The 18,309-nt window shown below is 56.5% G+C and carries 17 protein-coding genes; 9 read left to right on the top strand and 8 right to left on the bottom strand.

Features of this window, described 5'->3' with window-relative positions:
* Positions 1–20: 20 nt before the first annotated feature.
* On the bottom strand, positions 21–1,229 hold the full coding sequence (locus tag Q666_RS52635) for a GGDEF domain-containing protein (protein ID WP_161633222.1): 1,209 nt from the start codon (positions 1,227–1,229) through the stop codon (positions 21–23).
* A 326-nt stretch (positions 1,230–1,555) separates the two neighbouring features.
* On the opposite strand from Q666_RS52635, the gene rplM reads away from it, so the two are divergent.
* The 3 genes from rplM (at position 1,556) to Q666_RS52620 (ending at position 4,053) form a co-directional block, all read left to right on the top strand.
* On the top strand, positions 1,556–2,023 hold the full coding sequence (gene rplM, locus Q666_RS52630; protein WP_006935155.1) for a 50S ribosomal protein L13: 468 nt from the start codon (positions 1,556–1,558) through the stop codon (positions 2,021–2,023).
* 2 nt (positions 2,024–2,025) lie between these two features.
* Positions 2,026–2,502: a 30S ribosomal protein S9 gene (gene rpsI / locus Q666_RS52625; RefSeq protein ID WP_022999426.1), complete on the top strand. Its 477-nt coding sequence runs from the start codon at positions 2,026–2,028 to the stop codon at positions 2,500–2,502.
* Positions 2,503–2,706: 204 nt separating this feature from the next.
* On the top strand, positions 2,707–4,053 hold the full coding sequence (locus Q666_RS52620) for an MATE family efflux transporter (protein ID WP_022999425.1): 1,347 nt from the start codon (positions 2,707–2,709) through the stop codon (positions 4,051–4,053).
* Positions 4,054–4,061: 8 nt separating this feature from the next.
* On the opposite strand, the gene Q666_RS52615 is transcribed toward Q666_RS52620, so the two are convergent.
* Positions 4,062–4,508, bottom strand: a complete 447-nt coding sequence (locus Q666_RS52615; RefSeq protein WP_051990147.1) for a helix-turn-helix domain-containing protein — start codon at positions 4,506–4,508, stop codon at positions 4,062–4,064.
* A 70-nt stretch (positions 4,509–4,578) separates the two neighbouring features.
* On the opposite strand from Q666_RS52615, the gene Q666_RS52610 reads away from it, so the two are divergent.
* Positions 4,579–5,802 (top strand): MFS transporter, encoded by a 1,224-nt coding sequence (locus Q666_RS52610; protein ID WP_022999423.1) that lies wholly within the window; start codon positions 4,579–4,581, stop codon positions 5,800–5,802.
* 44 nt (positions 5,803–5,846) lie between these two features.
* Here Q666_RS52610 and guaD read toward each other — a convergent pair whose 3' ends face one another.
* The 3 genes from guaD to Q666_RS52595 all read right to left on the bottom strand — a co-directional run bounded on the left by guaD (position 5,847) and on the right by Q666_RS52595 (position 8,561).
* Positions 5,847–7,142 (bottom strand): guanine deaminase, encoded by a 1,296-nt coding sequence (guaD, locus tag Q666_RS52605; protein ID WP_022999422.1) that lies wholly within the window; start codon positions 7,140–7,142, stop codon positions 5,847–5,849.
* A 182-nt stretch (positions 7,143–7,324) separates the two neighbouring features.
* Positions 7,325–7,510, bottom strand: coding sequence for a hypothetical protein (locus Q666_RS52600; RefSeq protein ID WP_022999421.1), 186 nt, complete (start codon positions 7,508–7,510; stop codon positions 7,325–7,327).
* A gap of 103 nt (positions 7,511–7,613) precedes the next feature.
* Positions 7,614–8,561 (bottom strand): cation diffusion facilitator family transporter, encoded by a 948-nt coding sequence (locus tag Q666_RS52595; protein WP_022999420.1) that lies wholly within the window; start codon positions 8,559–8,561, stop codon positions 7,614–7,616.
* A 286-nt stretch (positions 8,562–8,847) separates the two neighbouring features.
* On the opposite strand from Q666_RS52595, the gene speB reads away from it, so the two are divergent.
* Together speB and Q666_RS52585 are read left to right on the top strand one after the other, a co-directional pair.
* Positions 8,848–9,810 carry an agmatinase gene (gene speB / locus Q666_RS52590; RefSeq protein ID WP_031268792.1) on the top strand — a complete coding sequence of 321 codons (963 nt, stop codon included), beginning with the start codon at positions 8,848–8,850 and terminating at the stop codon, positions 9,808–9,810.
* 18 nt (positions 9,811–9,828) lie between these two features.
* A complete protein-coding gene (locus Q666_RS52585; RefSeq protein WP_022999418.1) occupies positions 9,829–10,473 on the top strand; it encodes a hypothetical protein in 645 nt (214 codons plus the stop codon).
* 35 nt (positions 10,474–10,508) lie between these two features.
* Here the strand turns inward: Q666_RS52585 and Q666_RS52580 are convergent, their stop codons facing one another.
* On the bottom strand, positions 10,509–11,114 hold the full coding sequence (locus Q666_RS52580) for a DUF6653 family protein (RefSeq protein ID WP_077293012.1): 606 nt from the start codon (positions 11,112–11,114) through the stop codon (positions 10,509–10,511).
* 327 nt (positions 11,115–11,441) lie between these two features.
* Between Q666_RS52580 and Q666_RS52575 the strand changes: the two genes are divergently transcribed.
* Positions 11,442–13,763, top strand: a complete 2,322-nt coding sequence (locus tag Q666_RS52575; protein ID WP_022999416.1) for an EAL domain-containing protein — start codon at positions 11,442–11,444, stop codon at positions 13,761–13,763.
* 29 nt (positions 13,764–13,792) lie between these two features.
* On the opposite strand, the gene Q666_RS65980 is transcribed toward Q666_RS52575, so the two are convergent.
* Together Q666_RS65980 and phaC are read right to left on the bottom strand one after the other, a co-directional pair.
* Positions 13,793–14,374 carry a hypothetical protein gene (locus Q666_RS65980; RefSeq protein WP_152506739.1) on the bottom strand — a complete coding sequence of 194 codons (582 nt, stop codon included), beginning with the start codon at positions 14,372–14,374 and terminating at the stop codon, positions 13,793–13,795.
* A gap of 117 nt (positions 14,375–14,491) precedes the next feature.
* Positions 14,492–16,297 (bottom strand): class I poly(R)-hydroxyalkanoic acid synthase, encoded by a 1,806-nt coding sequence (gene phaC / locus Q666_RS52565; protein WP_022999414.1) that lies wholly within the window; start codon positions 16,295–16,297, stop codon positions 14,492–14,494.
* A 233-nt stretch (positions 16,298–16,530) separates the two neighbouring features.
* Here phaC and Q666_RS52560 point away from each other — a divergent pair, with 233 nt between their 5' ends.
* On the top strand, positions 16,531–16,782 hold the full coding sequence (locus Q666_RS52560; RefSeq protein WP_152506738.1) for a hypothetical protein: 252 nt from the start codon (positions 16,531–16,533) through the stop codon (positions 16,780–16,782).
* A gap of 141 nt (positions 16,783–16,923) precedes the next feature.
* Positions 16,924–18,159 carry a GGDEF domain-containing protein gene (locus Q666_RS52555; RefSeq protein WP_022999412.1) on the top strand — a complete coding sequence of 412 codons (1,236 nt, stop codon included), beginning with the start codon at positions 16,924–16,926 and terminating at the stop codon, positions 18,157–18,159.
* The last annotated feature ends 150 nt before the right edge of the window (positions 18,160–18,309 follow it).

Raw genomic sequence — 18,309 nt, 5'->3', positions numbered from 1 at the left:
CCGGACTGGCGGCCTTGATGTCAGGCTGATTGCCTGCCGTCATCCTGCGCAAACAAGTCTTCCAGGTCGGTCGTGTATTCGACGACCTGTCCGCGTCCACGTCTCTTGGCAGCGTAAACCGCCAGATCCGCCCGGTGGATGGCGGTTTTTTCGGTGTCCTGATCTGTGGTCAGATAGGCCCCGACGCTCAGGCTTGGAACATACGACTTGTCTTCATAGACACAGGGTGCTTTTGCCCCTTCCATGACACGACCATAGAGTTTGCGAAAATTTTCCTGCGATATGTTGGAAGCGATGACCACGAATTCGTCGCCGCCGAACCGGCCGACAATGTCGTCCTTGTTACGCGTACTGGCTTGAAGAATGCCGGCAATATGTTTCAACAGGCGGTCACCGCACACATGGCCGAACTGGTCGTTGACTTGCTTGAAGAAGTCGACGTCGACGAAAAGGACACCCAAGCCCGCCGAACTGGCTGGTGTCGCGAATTTCTCCTTCAGGATTTCTGAAATGGAGTTACGGTTAAATACACCGGTCAACTGGTCGTATCTCGTAAGATCCAGAAGCCGCTGGTCTTTTTTCCTGAGCTGGTTCGTTCGATAAACGTAGGCAGAAGCAGGTATCGCGAGCAGTACGGTCGTTCCGATGATCAGCACCCAGCTGATTTGTTGAAATGCATCTTCAAGCGCATCATTCAGCGGGCCGACGTCGACGTAGACTTCTATCGTGCCCAGCAGTCGGCCGTCAGGCGTCACGGCTGGCACATAGGATTCTATTATGGCTTCGTGCTGTTCGTTTTCTTCCTCTGTGTCGTCGTGATGGAGGAAGAATTGAGGTACTCCGGTCTGGAAGGTTTCCAGTGCGGTCTGGCTGAAAGATGTGTTTTCTTCAACGCGTCCATCTGTCGAAAGGAATGTCCGGTGACCCTCGGCATCGAATAGCTCGAAGTGTATGGTGTCGATCATCGCAAAGGAATCGGCCAATCGAGCAAGGTCCTCGGGCACAACGGTATCGGTGTTGAACATCTTTTCTGCATTCGGAATGGTGCGGAAGAAATGTTCAGACCATTTCATGGCCTTGACTTCGGCATTTTGCGTTATCGATCTGTGAACCTGCCAGTCCAGCAGAAAGTGCACCGCCGAAGCGATACCGGCAAGCAGGATCAGGCCGGCAAGAATGGCGGCACTCAGGGGTTTCGTCAGTGTCGTCCTGACTTTGGCAAACGTCATGTGCACAGCTTTTAAGTTTGGTTCTTTGCCGCCCATCATGGCGGTTCAGCTTTAAGCTGGCGTAAAATCGACTACAGAATTTCCGGGGTTTCGCCTTAACCAGCCGTATTTGGCGCGCGTTTGCCAGATCTAATTTACGGTATTATAATACCGTTTTTTTAAGTTATTGAAAAATATAAAGAAATAAGAGGAGTGGTGAAAATATCGTGCTTGACGCTTATTCTGCGTGAGCGTATAAGCGCCCCCGAACGAAATTTCGGTCCGTTCGCTGGCTTGTTACAGGCCGCGCGGGCCTTTTCTTTAACCGACCAGTACGGATCAATCTCATGAAGACCTTCTCTGCCAAGCCGGCTGAGGTCGAGAAAAAGTGGATCTTGATCGACGCAGAAGGAATGGTTGTCGGCCGTCTCGCCGCATTCATCGCCAATCACCTGCGTGGCAAGCATCTGCCGACCTTCACGCCTCACATTGACACTGGTGACAACGTCATCGTCATCAATGCCGACAAGGTTGTGTTCACCGGCCGCAAGTACGACAACAAGAAGTACTACTGGCACACCGGCCACCCGGGCGGCATCAAGGAGCGCACCGCACGTGCAATCCTCGAAGGTCGTTTCCCGGAGCGCGTCCTGGAAAAAGCCGTTCAGCGCATGATGCCGGGCGGTCCTCTGTCCAACAAGCAGCTGAAGAACCTCAAGGTCTACGCTGGTCCGACCCACCCGCATGAAGCTCAGTCGCCGGAACTCGTCGACGTCAAGGGCCTCAACGCAAAGAATGATGGCAAGAGGGCTTAACGATGGCTGAGCTGCAATCCCTGGAAGAACTGGGCGGTGCGGTCGAAACCGCTGCCCCCGAAGCTCCGGTCCATGTCCAGAAGCTGGACGCCAATGGCCGTGCATATGCAACCGGCAAGCGTAAAGACGCTATTGCCCGCGTCTGGATCAAGCCGGGCACCGGCAAGATCGTGATCAACAAGAAGGACTACACCGAGTATTTCGCTCGCCCGGTTCTTCAGATGATCCTTCAGCAGCCGATCATGCTGACCGACCGTGCAGGCCAGTACGACGTTATCGCAACGGTTACCGGTGGTGGTCTGTCCGGTCAGGCTGGCGCTGTGCGTCACGGCCTGTCCAAGGCTCTGACCCACTATGAGCCGGAACTGCGTGCGGTTCTGAAGAAGAACGGCTTCCTGACCCGCGACAGCCGCGTTGTCGAACGTAAGAAGTTCGGTAAGCGCAAGGCACGCCGGTCGTTCCAGTTCTCCAAGCGTTAATCGCTGGATCTGGACGTTACCAGTTCGAAAAACCCGCCGGAGCGATCCGGCGGGTTTTTTGTTGGCATCAATGCCTGCTAGGGCTTTGGCACGTTTGCAGCCACCCATGAGGAGGACAATCCGCTGAGTTCGAATGTGAAAGATCAGGCATCTACAACCCAGGCAAAATTTCTGTCTGGAAGTCTGTTTCGCCATGTGACCGTAATGTCCCTGACCGCGTCTATCGGTCTGATGGCGATCTTTGCTGTCGACTTTGTCGACATGATCTTTATTTCCATGCTGGGCAAGGCGGAACTGGCGGCGGCAGTCGGATACGCCGGCGCGATCCTTTTCTTCACCACCTCGTTTAACATCGGCGTTGCCATTGCCGCCGGTGCGCTGGTGGCCAGAGCACTGGGGGCAGGGGACAAAGAGGAGGCACGGCAACAGGCTTCCAACGCTCTTACGGCGGGGTTCCTTTTCAGCGCGGTCTTTGCACTGGCCGTTTGGATTTCTCTGGGGCCGCTTGTCACGTTGATCGGCGCAACCGGTCAGACCCATGATCTCGCAGTTCATTATCTAGCAATCATCGTTCCGACGTTGCCTCTCCTGTTGCTCGGCATGGCAGGTGGAGCCGTTCTGAGGGCGCATGGCGATGCCCGGTGGGCGATGATGTCGACCATTGTCGGTGGGCTGGTGAATGCAGTGCTTGATCCGATTTTAATCTTCGGCTTCGACCTGGAACTGACAGGGGCAGCAATAGCCAGCGCAGCATCCCGCGTCGCCATTGCCGTATTCGCGCTGGTACCGATCTTTCGCTACCACGGCGGCCTGACATTGCCGCGCCCGAAGGCCTTGTTCAGGGACATGTCGCCAATTGCCGCGATTGCCTGTCCAGCAATTCTCACCCAACTGGCAACACCGGTGGGGCAGGCCTGGGTAACCCGGTCAATGGCCGAATTCGGTGAAGAGGCCGTCGCAGGCATGGCGGTTGTCGCGAGAATGTCGCCATTGGCCTTTGCAACCATCTTTGCGCTGTCCGGAGCCGTGGGGCCCATCGTGGGGCAGAACTATGGGGCGGGACGGTTCGACCGGGTGCGTGACACGCTGCGCGAAGCGCTTCTGTTTACGGCACTTGTGGTCGGACTGGCCGCGTTGGTCCTGTTCATGCTTCGTGAACCGATCGCGCATCTGTTCGAGGCCGAAGGTGTTGCCCTGACCCTGATTTTCCTTTTCTGCGGTCCCTTGGCGCTGGCCTTCTTTTTCAACGGCGCCATCTTTGTTGCGAACGCCTGCTTCAACAATCTGGGCCGGCCGTTCTATTCAACCATGCTCAACTGGGGAAGGCACACGGTCGGTACGATTCCCTTCGTCTGGATCGGGGGAGCACTGTATGGGGCGCCTGGTGTCCTGATCGGTCAGGCAGCCGGAGGCGTCTTGTTCGGTGTCGCTGCCATCCTCATCGTGCGTGGTGTCATTCGCTCCGTCGAGGAGCATCATGAGAAGCCGCGAGAACCGGGGCTCTTTCAGCGTCAGGCGCGTCAGGTCATCCTGTTCTTTTCAAGAAGGTAGCCGGTCAATCACATTCGACCCGGTTTGACCGGAGGCAACTTGTGTGTGACGCGCTCACTTCGGCTTCTTCGACCACTGATACGGATCAGTTGCTGGAACTTCGGGCATTCCATGTGTGACGGTGCAGGACAGTCGGCGACGTGACGGATCATGTCGCGAAGTGCTTCCAGCGTGTGGATTTGTCTGTCGAGTTCATCTGCTCTCATGTGAAGGCCGGGCCGTGAGAGGGCAGGGCGGCCGTCGGAGCCGAACATTGACTTGATCTCTTCCAGCGAAAAGCCGCCCGTCTTGCCAAGCGTGATCAGGGCAAGCTGGTCCAGCACCTCCGGTCCGAACAGGCGCTTCAGCCCCCGGCGGCCGACGGACGTGATCAAACCCTTTTCCTCGTAGTGGCGAATTGCCGATGCAGCGATGCCCGTTTGCTTCGATACTTCGGAAATATCCATTAATTTCATCTATTGACCTCAAGTCGACTTGAATTTGTAGGCTGTGCTCCTGGCTTTCAAAAGGCAAGGAAAAACCATTATGTCTTCTCAACCTCGATCAACAGGTCGACCGCTCTGGCTGGAAACAGCAGCAATCGCGCTGCTGATGACGGCAACCTTGAAAATCATGGCGAATGCGACCATCAGCCCGGCGCTTCCGGCGCTCGAGGCAAGCTTTCCGGATGAACCCGCGGCGGCCTATCTGACCCGCTTCCTGGTCGCAGCGCCGTCGCTGTCCGTTGTTCTGATCGCACCGTTCGCCGGGCTGGCGGCAGACAGGTTCGGAAGAGGTCCGCTGCTGCTGGCTGGCGTTCTTCTTTTTGCCTTTGCCGGCAGCGCTGGAGCCTACCTGCCGGACCTGCAGTCGATCCTGGTGAGTCGTCTTTTGCTGGGTGTTGCGGTCGCCATGACCATGACTGCGCAGGTTGCGCTGGTTGGGGACCTGTTTTCCGGTCAGCGCCGAAGTGCCTTTATGGGATGGCAGACGGCGGCGATCAATTTCAGTGGCTTCCTGTTCATCGGCTTTGCCGGTTGGCTTGCAGGCCTGTCTCCACGTTTGCCGTTCCTGGTCTATATGTTGCCTGTTCTGCTGGTGCCGCTGTTGCTGCCGATCCTGCAACAGGAAAGAAACACTCGCCGCGAGAGTGCGGCCAGCACAGCCGCAAATGCAGACCTTGCCCCGCAAAAAGGATGGCTTGTTCCCGCACTGGCTGTTGGCCTGCTGACCATGGTCACCGTTATGTTCTTTTTCCTGATGCCCAGCCAGTTGCCGTATTATCTGGATGAAAACGGCATCGATAGCGCTTCTGGAACGGCAATGGGGCTAGGTGCATTGACACTGACCGGAGGCCTGGTTGCGATTGCCTACAAGAGGATCAGTTCCCTTGTCGGCCTGTCTGCGTCTTTCGGCATCGGCTTTGTGTTGATGGGGCTGGGGTTCGCCATTCTTTCGATAGACGCTCTCTGGCCGCTCATCCTCGGCGGTGCTGCGCTGGTCGGGGCGGGTTATTCTCTTGTGCAGCCGTCGTTTCTGCTGCTTGCGTTGCAAGTCGCACCGGAAGAACGGCGTGGCAGTGTTTCGGGTATCGTGACGACAGCAATGTTTCTGGGCCAGGTCGTTTCGCCGCTGGTCCTGACCATGCCAATTCAGGACTTCGGTTTTGCCACTGTCTACCGGGGAACGGCGCTGGCGTTGTTCCTGTTTGCCGCTGCGGGGTTCAGCTTGTTGCTGTTTCGCCCATTCAAGCCAAGGCACGCTGGCTGAGGCGGCCAAAAGCCGGGACATTTAGGTGTGCCCCGGCCAAGGTGTCAGGACTTCAAGGCTTTACCCGCTGCATAGGTTTCAACGACAGCACGATCATCGCCTAGGGTTTGCAGCACGAAAAGCTCTTCCGACAGACTTTCTGCAGTCTCCATTCGCAAGGCCATAGTTTGCGTTGCGCGCGCATTGAGTACGACCAGGTCTGCGTCGGTGCCCGGCTCCAGTGTGCCGATCCTGTCTTGCAGTGAAAGCGCTTCGGCGTTGCCGAGCGTTATCCAGTGGAAACAGGCGAGCGGGTGGAGGCGCTGGCGCTGGAGCTGCAGAACCTTGTAGCCTTCGTCGAGCGTGCGCAGCATGGAATAGTTTGTGCCACCGCCAACGTCGGTGGCGATGGCCGTGCGAACGCCAGCCTGCTCCAGCCCGGCCTTGTTGAAAAGACCGCTGCCAAGGAACAGGTTTGACGTTGGGCAGAAAACGGCAACGGAGCCGGTTTCCCGCATGACACCCAGTTCCCGGTCGTTCATATGGATGCAGTGACCGAGCAAGGTCTTGCGGCCGAGCAGGCCAAACCCTTCGTAAACGCCAAGATAGTCTGTCGCTTCCGGGTAGAGTTCCAGCGTGTAGGCGATTTCGTTGTGGTTTTCGTTGATGTGGGTCTGCAAATGGCAGTCCGGATATTCCCTCAACAACGTTCCGGCAGCTTCAAGCTGCCCGGGGGTCGACGTGATTGCAAAGCGCGGGGTGACGACATAATGCGCCCGTCCGCGTCCATTCCATTTTTTCAGCAAAGCCTTGCTGTCGTCATAGGCGCTTTGAGCGGTGTCGCAAAGATCGGCAGGCGCGTTCCTGTCCATCATCGTCTTGCCACCCAGCATCAACATGCCGCGCCGTTCCGCCTCCTCGAAATAGGCGTCGACCGAGGCGGGGTGGCTGGAACAATAGGCGGAGGCCGTGGTGGTGCCGTGGGCAACCAGCGCGTCATAAAAGGCCTTGGCGATCCGTTCCCCATGAGCCTTGTCCGCAAACTTCATTTCTGCCGGGAACGTATAGTCGTTCAGCCAGTCCAGAAGTTGGTCCGCCCAGGACGCAATCACCTGTGCTTGGGGGAAATGGATATGGGTATCGATGAAGCCGGGCAGGATCAGATGTGGCCGATGATCGATGATGGCCGTTCCTTCATCTGCGGAAGCAGCAACGTCCGCAAACTCGCCGCAAGCAGCAATTTTGCCGCCACGAAGCAGAAGGGCACCATTCTCGATATAGCTGTAAGCGTCCGTGTCATCCGGCCCTTTGGGGGCGGTGGAGAAAGAAAGCAACCTGCCGCGCAGGATCTTCGGGGTCATGTCTGCCAAGGCAGGAATTCCTCATGGAGATGGACCGGCAATTGCCAGTTTGTTCCTCGTTTTAGTCCCGGAGGCGCAAGGCGACAACGGTCCCGTGACGGTATCCCGTGGATCGCCGCGCAATCCAAAGAAAGACGGGAAATAATCCCGAGGACAAAATCTGTGTGTGAGGCAAGCCGACTTTATTGCCCGGATCCTGTCAGGGAAAATAGCGCTCCACCCAGGGCTGCCAGCGTGGCGAGAATGGCAAGACAGGTATAAAACGTGAAAATCGTGGCCGCACCTTCCGGAGGTGCGGTGTTTTCGTTTCTGGCGTTCCAGGCCGTTGGTGCCGAGTCCTGCGCCGAATTTTTATCATAGCCAGCCATCCTGACTTCAGGCTAACCGGCAAGAGATAATCTCGCGTAAACGGTTGGGGACTTCAAAACAGCGGCAATGATCGGGAAGGGTGTCCTCAGAAATCTCAGAAACTCAGGAGCCTTCAGTTACCTCGATCGTCACGTGGCCGATGCCATGCCTTGTCTTCAACCGCTCTCGGATTTGCTGCAAAACGGCATCCGGACTGTCTTCCGGTTTCAAGATGGCATGCATGGTGGCATTCACCTTGCCTTCGGCCAGCGACCAGAGATGGATGTGATAAACGTCGGCAAGGCCAGGGACTTCATGCAACAGATCGGTTTTCAGGGTGTCCCTGTCGATGTCTGCCGGTGCGCCTTCCAGCAGGATATGCGCGGACTGGCGCATTACCGCGACCGCAGAACGAACAATCAGCACAGCGACGAAAACCGACAGGATCGGGTCAATCGGGTACCAACCCGTGAAATAGATGACGATAGCGGCCGCGATCGCCGCAACGGAGCCGAGTAGATCGCCGAGCACGTGCAGGATCGCAGAGCGCATGTTGAGCGATCCGTCACCGCCACGCTGCAGAATGAAAAAGGCGCCGATATTCACCAGAAGGCCGATTACGGCAATGATGAACATCGGGCCTGCAAGCACGGTCTCCGGCTCCATGAAGCGCCCGGCAGCTTCCACGCAGATCCAGCCTGTCACCACCAGCAGGAATATGGAATTGGCGAAGGCAATCAATACCGGCAACCGGTCGCGGCCATATGTTAGCCGAGCATCTGCAGGTTTCTTGGATTGCTGAAAGGCCCACCAGGCCAACCCCAGCGATGCGGCATCCGTAACCATGTGGACGGCGTCCGCCATCAGCGCCAGAGACCCTGAAAGCCAGCCGCCGATCAGCTCCGCAAACATGAAGGCAGCAATCAAAAGACCTGCCCACGCAACAGCGCGGGCGTTCTTGTCCGTCACTTCAGGGGTGTGATCATGGTCATGCCCTTGACCATGATCATGGTCGTGAGAATGGCGCTGCGCACCGCCGCCGGCATGGTCGTGATGGCCGCTGTCGCTCATGGCTGTGATCCTTCCTTTACACGGAGAGGTGGGCGACCCGATCTTTCGACATATCCCCACGGTTGACAAGAAGCGGAACAGGAACAGCACCAAAGAGACGGGGGACAAGTGCTGGTTCAACACTCTGTAGCGGGCCTTGCGGCTCGGGATTGGCGGGACGATCCATCACTGGTAAAACCTGAAAGACCGTCCTCGGGTGTCCGGTAAATGACACACCCGGCAGTCCGTGCCGCTTGATCCGGAGCGGCGCAAAAATCCTGCCACACCAGACTTCAAGGAAATTGTCATGTCAGCAGAATTGCCGCGGGAAACCGACAACGCATTTCTGGGTAAATCGGTCAAGGGCGGTTCGCATGAACCGACCTATGCAGGCGCGCTGTCCTTCATGCGCCGCCGCTACAGCCGCGATCTGACCGGGATTGACCTGGCGGTTTGGGGCATCCCGTTTGATGCCTCTGTTTCCAACCGTCCGGGGGCTCGGTTCGGTCCTCAGGGGGTGCGCCGCGCATCCGCCATTTTCGACGGCGACCCGCAATATCCGTTCGAAATGGACCCTTTCGAGGTTCTTGCCTGCGTGGACTACGGCGACTGTGTTTTCGACTATGGCCGCAACGCTGATATTCCCGGACACATCCAGTCTCAGGCCTCTGATATTCTGGCTTCCGGGGCGCATCTGTTTTCCATCGGTGGCGATCATTTCGTCACCTATCCGCTTCTCAAGGCGCATGTGGCCAAACATGGCCCGCTCGCCCTGGTGCAATTCGATGCCCATCAGGACACCTGGAACGATGAAGGCGACCGGATCGACCACGGCACCTTCACTGGACGCGCCGTGCGAGAAGGCCTTATCGACCCAGACCGTTCGATCCAGATCGGCATCCGTACCCATGCTCCCGAAACTTGCGGGCTGGAAATCATTCATGGCTATGAGATGGACGAATTGGGTATCGGCGGCGTGACCGACAGGATCAAGGCCCGGGTGGGCAATGGCCCGGCCTATATGACATTCGACATCGATTGCCTTGACCCGGCGTTTGCTCCCGGTACCGGTACGCCTGTTTCCGGCGGCCTGTCCTCTCGCGAGGCATTGTCGGTCCTGCGTGGGCTGGGGTCATTGAACTTCGTCGGCGGTGATGTCGTCGAAGTCGCACCGGCTTACGACCATGCCGATATCACCTCGATTGCCGGCGCTAGCGTCGCGCTGACCTACATTGGCCTGCTTGCCGAAAAGCGGAAACAGGCAGGCTGAGGCCAGAGCAGGGGCAAGATGGAAACGAACCTCAGCTTCCGATTTGTCAAGACGCCGGGCAGCATGCCGCTGCCGCCCGGTGTCGCTAGGCAGTTCAAGGTGTTTGGCACCGGGCAAAGTCTGGAGGAAGCACCTGCCATGGTGTTCGAACTGGACAAGCCGCACATGAGAGGCGTCACAAGCATTCGCATCGGCCCACAGACTGCCTGGGCACTCGAGTGCAGATCCAGGTCCGGTACTGGCAGCTGGGAACTGAGGACCGATGCCGATGTCAGTATCGGACAAATCGGGGGACGAGGACCTTTGAAGCAGGGCTGGCAACTGGAAGTGCCTGGAAGCAATGTTCAGTTCAGCCTTGCCAACCCTGACAGTGTTGCCAAACAAGCCGTCCGCACGATGCTTGGTGGCGACACGGAAGCTCTGGTGCTGTTGGCAGACGGCAATCCAGTGGGGACGCTGGTCCGCAAACATCGGGATCAGGCAGAAGGCAAGAAAGCCGGTTTGCTGTCAGGTTTGAAGAGATTCGTGACGGGCAGGGATTGGGTGCTCGACATTCACGAGCCGGATTTGCGCAGCAAGATCGCGGGGCAGGAGCAGCAAGTTGCGCTTGCCGCACTTGGTCTGGTCGCCATCGTGAGTCTGGAGTTGAGCACAGCCGACTGAACAGCGACCCGCTTCAAGGAGACATTCAAAGGAAATCAGCCGTGTTTGCTGCGCACTGCCTTCCCGGGAAGGTTGTCGTTGTGCGGAACAGCAGTCCAGAAACGGTAGAGCGGGGTTTTGTCCTTCATGGTCTGGTAAAGCTGGATCAACTTGCCGAAGCTGACGAACTGGGCCGCATACGCAACGGCCAGACCTGTCAGCGACAGGATTGGCGATGACAGGAAGCCGCCGAGCAACGCAATCAGCCCACCCATCCAGAAAACGAGATAAAGCGTTGTAATCCGGGCACTGTCGGTGGCGGGAACGGGGAGGAACAATCTGTTGAGCCAGATCTTTTCTCCAAAGCTCACGCGTTTGGCCCAACTGGAGGCCTTGCCGGTTTCCCCGACAAGCCTGGGGACAGCGATCACGCCTGCCAGTACCGCAAAAGCGAGCAGAAGTGCGCCCCAGACACCAAGCCAGGCTTGCGTCCACAAGGCACCGGTCAACATGCCAGGTGCGAGTATCTTCATGAAAGTTGCCAGCGCAGGCGCTGGCTTGCCGGTCGCTGCTTTGGGCAGAAGAACGGGAGCTCTCAGGCCATTGGCATCTTTCAATGCCGGACGGGCAAGGGGGCTCGGGTGACGTTGCGTGGTTTGCATATGCTGAAGCCAGCCTTTCGGATATCCGGCAATCTTACCCGGCGAAACGGGGATTTGGCAAACAACATTCTGTCGCAAGCAACAGTAAAGATCGTGAAAAGTACCTAGGTCAGAGATCGGTGTCACTAAGTATTTGAATCGATATCTCCTGGAGATTTTGGTGTAGTTTCAATGTGTTTGCCCGGATTGGCTAGTTCGTTCGATGAATAATAAAATACTAATGAGTAAAAAGGCCTGCGTTCTGTTCAGTTCATTGTTTTTTAGTTTGAAATCGGCAAAAATAGCCAAATACTTGAGAGTGATAAATCCAATCAATTGGACTGGAGCATGGTCTTACAAACAAGCCAGGATGATGGGGACGCGGAAAATAGCGAAATAGTTTCGTCCCTGGCCTCCGAGCTGGATCGGCTTAACCACATCACGAAGCTGTCAAGAAGTGACGAACTTCGCCTCAGCGGCGACTGGCTTCATACACTGCTTAACGAGGTTTCCGATTATCTCTATGTGAAGGACCGCAGCTCGCGCTTCGTCATGGCGAACTTGCAGGTCGCGCTTGATGTCGGTCTCGATGATGCTTCGCAATTGATCGGCAAGACCGATCTGGAGCTGCATCCGGAAGAGACCGGGTCCAAGTTCCATGCGATCGAGCAGGAGATCATGGCCTCGAATATTCCGCGTATCGATTTCGAGGAGCCGTCAATTCTGGCGAACGGCAAGCGGAAATGGTTCTCTTCGTCCAAGTACCCGGTCACAAACAGCAAGGGTGAAGTCGTCGGCATTGTTGGCCTCTCGCGGGACATCACAGAGCGCAAACGGGCGTTACTGCTGCAGCAGGGGCAGAACAAGGTCCTTCAGGAAATTGCTGCGGGCAGACCCTTGAACGAGGTGTTGACGACACTCGTATTGACCATTGAAGACCAACTCGATGGAGTGATGGGGTCGATCATGCTTGTGGATGACACAGGCGAGCATCTTCTGGCGACTGTCGGTCCCAACCTGCCGCAAGACTACCTGGACATCACCGATGGCATACCCGTGAGCCCGAAAATGGGTTCATGCGGAACCGCTGTGTTCCGCCGCGAGAGTGTCATCGTCGAAGATATCCAGAAGGACCGACTGTGGGAGGATGTACGCGACCTTGTTGCTCCTTTCGAATTGCGGTCCTGCTGGTCGGTGCCGTTTTTCGGCAAGGACAGCAAGGTTCTGGGCACGTTTGGGCTCTACACCAAGTCAACGCGCAGCCCGACGGATCACGAGCTGAAGCTTGCACTGGAAGCTGCCCGGCTTGCGTCCGTAGCGGTCGAGCGTGACCGAGCCGAGCGCAAGATCCGCTATCTGGCCAATCATGACGTCCTGACCGGCCTGCCCAATCGGCAGGAGTTCAAGACCAAGCTGGAAGAAAAGGTGTCCGAAAGTGACAGGACCGGCGTGCCTGTTGCCGTCGTTTTTGTTGATCTCGACAATTTCAAGTTCGTCAACGACAGCTTCGGACATGCGATAGGCGACCAGGTGCTGATGATTGTCGCGGAACGGATCATGGCCGTCCACGACGGTGCACATCAGGCCATCCGTTTCGGGGGCGACGAATTTGTCCTGATTGTCGACCGTGACACGGCAGAGAAAGCCGCCCTCAACGAATTCATGGCAAGGCTCCGGGACGAGATCACCAAAACGATCCAGATCGATGACCTGTCGTTCCATGTTACCTGCAGCATTGGTGCTGCCTGTTACCCGCAGGATGCAGACAGTGCGGCACAGCTTTTACGGAATGCCGACAAGGCGATGTTCGAAGCAAAGTCCGCAGGACGTGACAGCTTCAAGGTCTATGAGCAGACCCGTCCGGAACGTTCGGTCAACAAGCTGACACTTCTGGAGGAAATGCGGACCGGCATCGAGAACGGCGAGTTTTTCCTGGAATACCAGCCGCAATACAATCTGGTCAGCGGCCGTATCGTCGGTGCGGAAGCGCTGGTGCGCTGGCAACATCCGGCACTTGGTCGCATGATGCCGGGCGAATTCATCACCCTGGCGGAAGAAAGTGGCCTGATCGTGCCTCTGGGCAGATGGGTGACACGCGAAGCCTGCCGGCAGAACAAGGAATGGCAGGAAAGTGGCCTGATGCCGATTACGGTTGGCGTCAATGTTTCCGCCCGTCAGTTCCGGGACGACGGTTTGATTTCGGATGTTCGCGATGCACTCGAGGAAACCGGACTTGCCGCGACCTACCTTGAGCTGGAGCTGACCGAAAGCCTGCTGATCAAGAATGCGGATCAGGCCGTTGGACTGATGGACGATTTTCGCCGGCTGGGCGTGAAGCTCGCCATAGATGATTTCGGCACCGGATATTCAAGTCTCGCCGCGCTGAAAAGCTTTCCGCTGACAAGGCTCAAGATCGACCGCAGCTTCATCAGCGATCTGGATTTCGACGAAAGCGACCGGTGTATCGCAAAGGCCATCATTTCCCTCGGGCGGGAACTTGGGCTTTGTGTCGTGGCTGAGGGCGTGGAAACCGCAAAGCAGCAGGCCTTTCTTGCCAGCTGCCGTTGTGAAGTCGTCCAGGGCTATCATTTCGGCCGCCCGATGGCCGCCCGCAAGTTCGGCAAGCTGCTGGCCATGACATTGACGTCTCTGGACGCACATTTCGGGTAGGAAATTTCAAGGCCTACAGAATCTGAGTGTCAAAATCGCCCGTTAATGCCCAAAAATTCGGTTAGAATGTCCGCACGAATTTCTGGCGTATGCCGGCTGCCGGTGAATACCGACCAGATTGCTTTCGCGTGATCGTGAGAGTTCTTTCGAAGACGTAGCCCGTCTCCACCACAGCGAAATTTATGCCAGCGATGCACAATTCGACTCTTACCTGGGTCGTCTGAGGATGGAGCTGCAGCATTCACATTCATCGGCCTAGGAAACCAAAGTTTGTCCAGAACGACGGTGTATCCTTCGCCAGTTTGTATCTCGGGCTCCGGGCCTGTGCTGCGTTTGTTTGGATTGAACGGATATTGAAACGCAATGACTCGGACGTCTCCTTCGGAAAAAGATCCAATAAAAGAATAGGTTATCCGGAACGATAAGGTTTGCTCAAAGTAACCGTCTTCAAGGGCGATGATTGGCCCCGCCGCAAGTAATTCGCCTCTGAACACAAACTCTGAACGCAGCACACTTCGCAGTTCTGGTCCCCGACCTGACACGCAAGCCTCGGAGGGTTCGGAAATCAACCAAGCTGCTAGAAACGCGGTCAAAAACTTGAACAAAGGCAAAGCGGTTCTCGTTGATGTCGGGATTTCTATATATTTTGAAGAACCGACTATGGTCGTTAGTTATGCATTGCACGCGCTACCAAATGAACTTCGCGCAGGAGCGCTTTTGCTAGTTAACTAGACCTTGGTCATCACATAAGAGCCGGGCGCATCCTCAAGGATCTTGACCCGGTTTGCACCCGGTTTGCGGGCCTTGACCTTGGCGTCGTCATGCGAACGGATCCACTGATCCCAGTAAGGCCACCAGGACCCAGGGTGTTCCTCGGCATTCTTGAGCCAGTTCTCCAGCGTTCCCTTGGCCTCCGCGCCTGTCCAGAACTGGTATTTCTTCTTTGCAGGCGGGTTGACCACACCGGCAATATGCCCGGAACCGGCCAGCACATAATCGACCGGGCCACCGAAACAGCCTGACCCCAGAAAGACCGATTTCGGCGGTGCGATGTGGTCTTCACGCGTTGCCAGGTTGAAGATCGGAATGGTCACCTTGGAGAGATCCAGGTGCTCGCCCGCGATTTCCATTTCGCCCTTGGACAGTTTGTTGTCCAGATAACAATTGCGCAGATAGAACGAATGGTTCGCGGCGGGCATGCGCGTGGAATCCGAGTTCCAGTAGAGCAGGTCAAACGGGAAGGGGTCCTGGCCCTTCAGGTAGTTGTTGACCACATAGGACCAGATCAGATCGTTGGAGCGCAGCATGTTGAAGGCGGACGACATCTTGGAGCCGTCCAGGTAGCCGTGCTCGGCCATCCTCTTTTCAAGGACCGAGATCTGTTCTTCATCGACGAACACCTTCAGGTCCCCTGCGAAAGTGAAGTCGACCTGTGTGGTGAAGAAGGTCGCGGTCTTGATGCGGTCGTCGCCGATCTTTGCCATATAGGCAAGCGTGACCGCCAGCAATGTGCCGCCGACGCAGTAACCGATGGAATTGACCTCTTCCTGGCGCGTTGCCCGCTTGATGACGTCGAGCGTATTGAGGATGCCTTCCTTCATATAATGCTCGAAGCTCTTTTGAGCCTGGCGTTCGTCCGGGTTGACCCAGGAAATGACAAACACCGTGTGGCCCTGGTCGACCGCCCACTTGATGAAGGATTTTTCCGGATTGAGGTCGAGAATGTAGAACTTGTTGATCCACGGCGGAACGATCAGGAGAGGACGCTTCAGGACCTCGTTGGTAGATGGCGAATACTGGATTACCTGGCAGACGTCGTTCTGCGAGATCACCTTGCCCGGCGTGGTGCCGAGGTTCTCGCCGAGCTTGAATTTTGTCGGGTCGGTCTGGCGGATCTTCAGCTCGCCCTTGCCGGTTTTCAGATCCTCGACCAGGTGCCGCATACCCTTGACCAGGTTTTCGCCGTTGCTTTCCAGTGTCAGACGTAACAGCTCGGGGTTTGTAAGCACGAAATTGGACGGGGAGACAGCATTGGCGATCTGGGTGACGTAGAATTCGGCCTTGTGGCGTGTGTGCTCATCCAGCCCCTGGGCGTCGTGGACCATGTCCTCCGCCCATTTGCTGGTGATCAGGTAGAGCTGCTTGATGAAATCGAAGAACTGGTTTTTTTCCCAGTCAGGATCGGCAAAGCGCTTGTCACGTGCCGGAGTTTCGATCGCCGGTGTAGACGGTTCGCCCATCATCCGTTTCAGCGAGGAATTCCAGAGATCGATATAGCCGCTCCACAAGCGCGACTGGGCCTCGACGGCGCGCTGCGGATCGGAAGCCCAGTATTCGCCAACCTGAGCGAGGGTCTTTACGACACCAGTCAGCTCGTCGGTCGAATCGTGGGTGATCTTGCCCTGTTCCCGGGGCTCGATATAGGCCGCCAGTGCCTTGCCTGCCTGCTCGAGCGTCTTTGCAAGATTCTGTGCAAAGGCTTCCGGGTTGTTGATGATATACTGCAACATGGGATGGTCGCGGTCATCAGCCATAGGCAGGGATTTCCTCCGGTTGTCTTGCCCCATTCAGCCCACGAAAGGCCTGTGAGCCCTTGTTGTTCAATCGCGTTATCTTGTTATTTTTTCGCCGATATTTTGAACTATCGGCTATTTATGACACAAGGTAACGTCTCCGTCGATTGGATTTCAATCCACGTTCAGGCCCTCTGGCTAGTGGAAATTTGTGACGATCGGATGGACGAGGAAACAAAGTGGTGGAGGATCGGTTGAGCTGCATGCGGAACGTGCTGGCACTGGGTGGGTGCCTGCTTCTCGCCTTTGGATTGTCGGCATGCGCCGTCGGGCCAGGGACACCCTTGCTTGATGCGCTGAAAACCGAACCCGGGCAGGGGAGAGGCAACGTCCCGGCACCGAAAGGCTATGGTGCAATCGTCAATCCCGGCGAGTCTTCCGGCCTCATCAATCCGAAGGAGAGGCAAGAGACGCAGGCCTATCTGGAAACACTTGCGTCTGAGTGACGCAGGGGACGATGCCCAATACATATGCGGATGATGTGAGGTGGCTAAAGAAGATAAAATATTGATAAATATACGGATTAAATCTTTCCTTTACGACTGGCGGTCTAGGCTGCAAGCCTTGATCGCAAGGCCTTTGTTTTCATGACGCTCGATACACCGACACTGTTTACCTGCATTATGATTGCCGAGTTTGCCGGTAGCGTCATCCTGTTCCTTTTTTACATGTTCTGGCCCGGACGGAGCGTTGCCTGTTCGAGAAGCCTCGCCCTGTGGTCTGCAGGAATGTTTCTGGCGGCTTGCGGGACGGTTCTCCTGGCATTTCGCGGGACAATTCCGGACCTTTTCAGTATCGTTGCCGCTAATTTCCTGGTCATTCTCGGGACCGGCCTGAGGCGAAGCGGCTTCGCCGTGTTCCTGGGCCGCAGCGGTCATGTCTGGGTGTTCGCAACGATAGCGTTTGCCTGGCTCGTTCTATGCCAGTTTCCCGAATTTCAGGACAACTTCCTCACCCGGGTGAATTATGTTCAGTCGGTGCTCATCCTGAGTGGTCTCTGGGTCGTTTGGATGGCGTTCTTCGAAAATCGGGAGAAACTCTATTCAGCACGTATGCTTGGCATGACAACGCTGGTCGAAACCGCGGGATTCATGTGGTTTACCTTTCACCAGAACATACTGCTGTTCCCGTCCTTCCAGTCGACGTTCACGGAAGGGTTCATGAGCACCTACCTGATCACCGTTCTGTTTTCGATCATCATGACGATCGTCCTGCCGGCTTCCATGGTCATCGAACGATCCTTGCACGGTTTCAGGGAGCAGGCTCTTCAGGACGACCTGACAGCTCTGCCGAACCGCGGGGCGTTTCTCAACGATGCGGAGGACTGGATCGCTTCGAACTCCTCCCCAAAGGGCATTTACAGCCTCATCCTGTTTGACATGGACCAGTTCAAATCGGTGAACGAGCGTTTCGGTCAGGCGATGGGAGATGCGCTCCTGCAGCTATTCGCGCGCATCTTGAAGGATACCCTGGTCGAAAACGCCATTTCAGGGCGGGTAGGCGGCGCCGGATTCGCCGTGTTCCTGCCGGAGGGCAACAAGGAACTCGCCCATTTGACTGCTCAGAGAATCTGCAGGCGTTTCGGGCTGGAATGTCAGGAAGCGTCTGGCGGCCGGCTGATGGTGACAGCGAGCGTCGGTCTGGTGAGTGCCAGCGTTTCCACGCCGCTGGAGCGTGCGATGGAAGCTGCCGAAGGTGGCCTGCACAGGGCAAAGAAACAGGGCCGCGCACAAATCGTCACGATGGATCTTGCGCCCAATGGCCGGCTTATCAAGGACGCAAAAAGAACCGGTTTTTCCGTGCTTCGGAAAAAGGCGGCCTGACTTCTTCCTTTCTTTGATCGCCGCGACACGCCCGGCACAATGGATTGATGGATCCGGCTCCGGAAGGCGGTCCGCTTACTGCTCCCTTGCCATTCACTCCTCGCCAGATTTTTGCTCCTGCACACCACGATTTGTAGGACATTTAAGCCG

The sequence above is a fragment of the Labrenzia sp. C1B70 genome (assembly GCF_000475395.1).
In the GTDB taxonomy this organism is placed as follows: domain Bacteria; phylum Pseudomonadota; class Alphaproteobacteria; order Rhizobiales; family Stappiaceae; genus Roseibium; species Roseibium algicola.
This window is presented reverse-complemented; position numbering and strand designations above follow the sequence as displayed.

What these genes read in the sequence shown, in the direction of transcription:
- Q666_RS52635 (WP_161633222.1), bottom strand. Translation starts at nt 1,229, where the DNA reads ATGACGTTTGCCAAAGTCAGGACGACACTGACGAAACCCCTGAGTGCC.
- rplM (WP_006935155.1), top strand. Translation starts at nt 1,556, where the DNA reads ATGAAGACCTTCTCTGCCAAGCCGGCTGAGGTCGAGAAAAAGTGGATC.
- rpsI (WP_022999426.1), top strand. Translation starts at nt 2,026, where the DNA reads ATGGCTGAGCTGCAATCCCTGGAAGAACTGGGCGGTGCGGTCGAAACC.
- Q666_RS52620 (WP_022999425.1), top strand. Translation starts at nt 2,707, where the DNA reads ATGTCCCTGACCGCGTCTATCGGTCTGATGGCGATCTTTGCTGTCGAC.
- Q666_RS52615 (WP_051990147.1), bottom strand. Translation starts at nt 4,508, where the DNA reads ATGAAATTAATGGATATTTCCGAAGTATCGAAGCAAACGGGCATCGCT.
- Q666_RS52610 (WP_022999423.1), top strand. Translation starts at nt 4,579, where the DNA reads ATGTCTTCTCAACCTCGATCAACAGGTCGACCGCTCTGGCTGGAAACA.
- guaD (WP_022999422.1), bottom strand. Translation starts at nt 7,142, where the DNA reads ATGACCCCGAAGATCCTGCGCGGCAGGTTGCTTTCTTTCTCCACCGCC.
- Q666_RS52600 (WP_022999421.1), bottom strand. Translation starts at nt 7,510, where the DNA reads ATGGCTGGCTATGATAAAAATTCGGCGCAGGACTCGGCACCAACGGCC.
- Q666_RS52595 (WP_022999420.1), bottom strand. Translation starts at nt 8,561, where the DNA reads ATGAGCGACAGCGGCCATCACGACCATGCCGGCGGCGGTGCGCAGCGC.
- speB (WP_031268792.1), top strand. Translation starts at nt 8,848, where the DNA reads ATGTCAGCAGAATTGCCGCGGGAAACCGACAACGCATTTCTGGGTAAA.
- Q666_RS52585 (WP_022999418.1), top strand. Translation starts at nt 9,829, where the DNA reads ATGGAAACGAACCTCAGCTTCCGATTTGTCAAGACGCCGGGCAGCATG.
- Q666_RS52580 (WP_077293012.1), bottom strand. Translation starts at nt 11,114, where the DNA reads ATGCAAACCACGCAACGTCACCCGAGCCCCCTTGCCCGTCCGGCATTG.
- Q666_RS52575 (WP_022999416.1), top strand. Translation starts at nt 11,442, where the DNA reads ATGGTCTTACAAACAAGCCAGGATGATGGGGACGCGGAAAATAGCGAA.
- phaC (WP_022999414.1), bottom strand. Translation starts at nt 16,297, where the DNA reads ATGGCTGATGACCGCGACCATCCCATGTTGCAGTATATCATCAACAAC.
- Q666_RS52555 (WP_022999412.1), top strand. Translation starts at nt 16,924, where the DNA reads ATGACGCTCGATACACCGACACTGTTTACCTGCATTATGATTGCCGAG.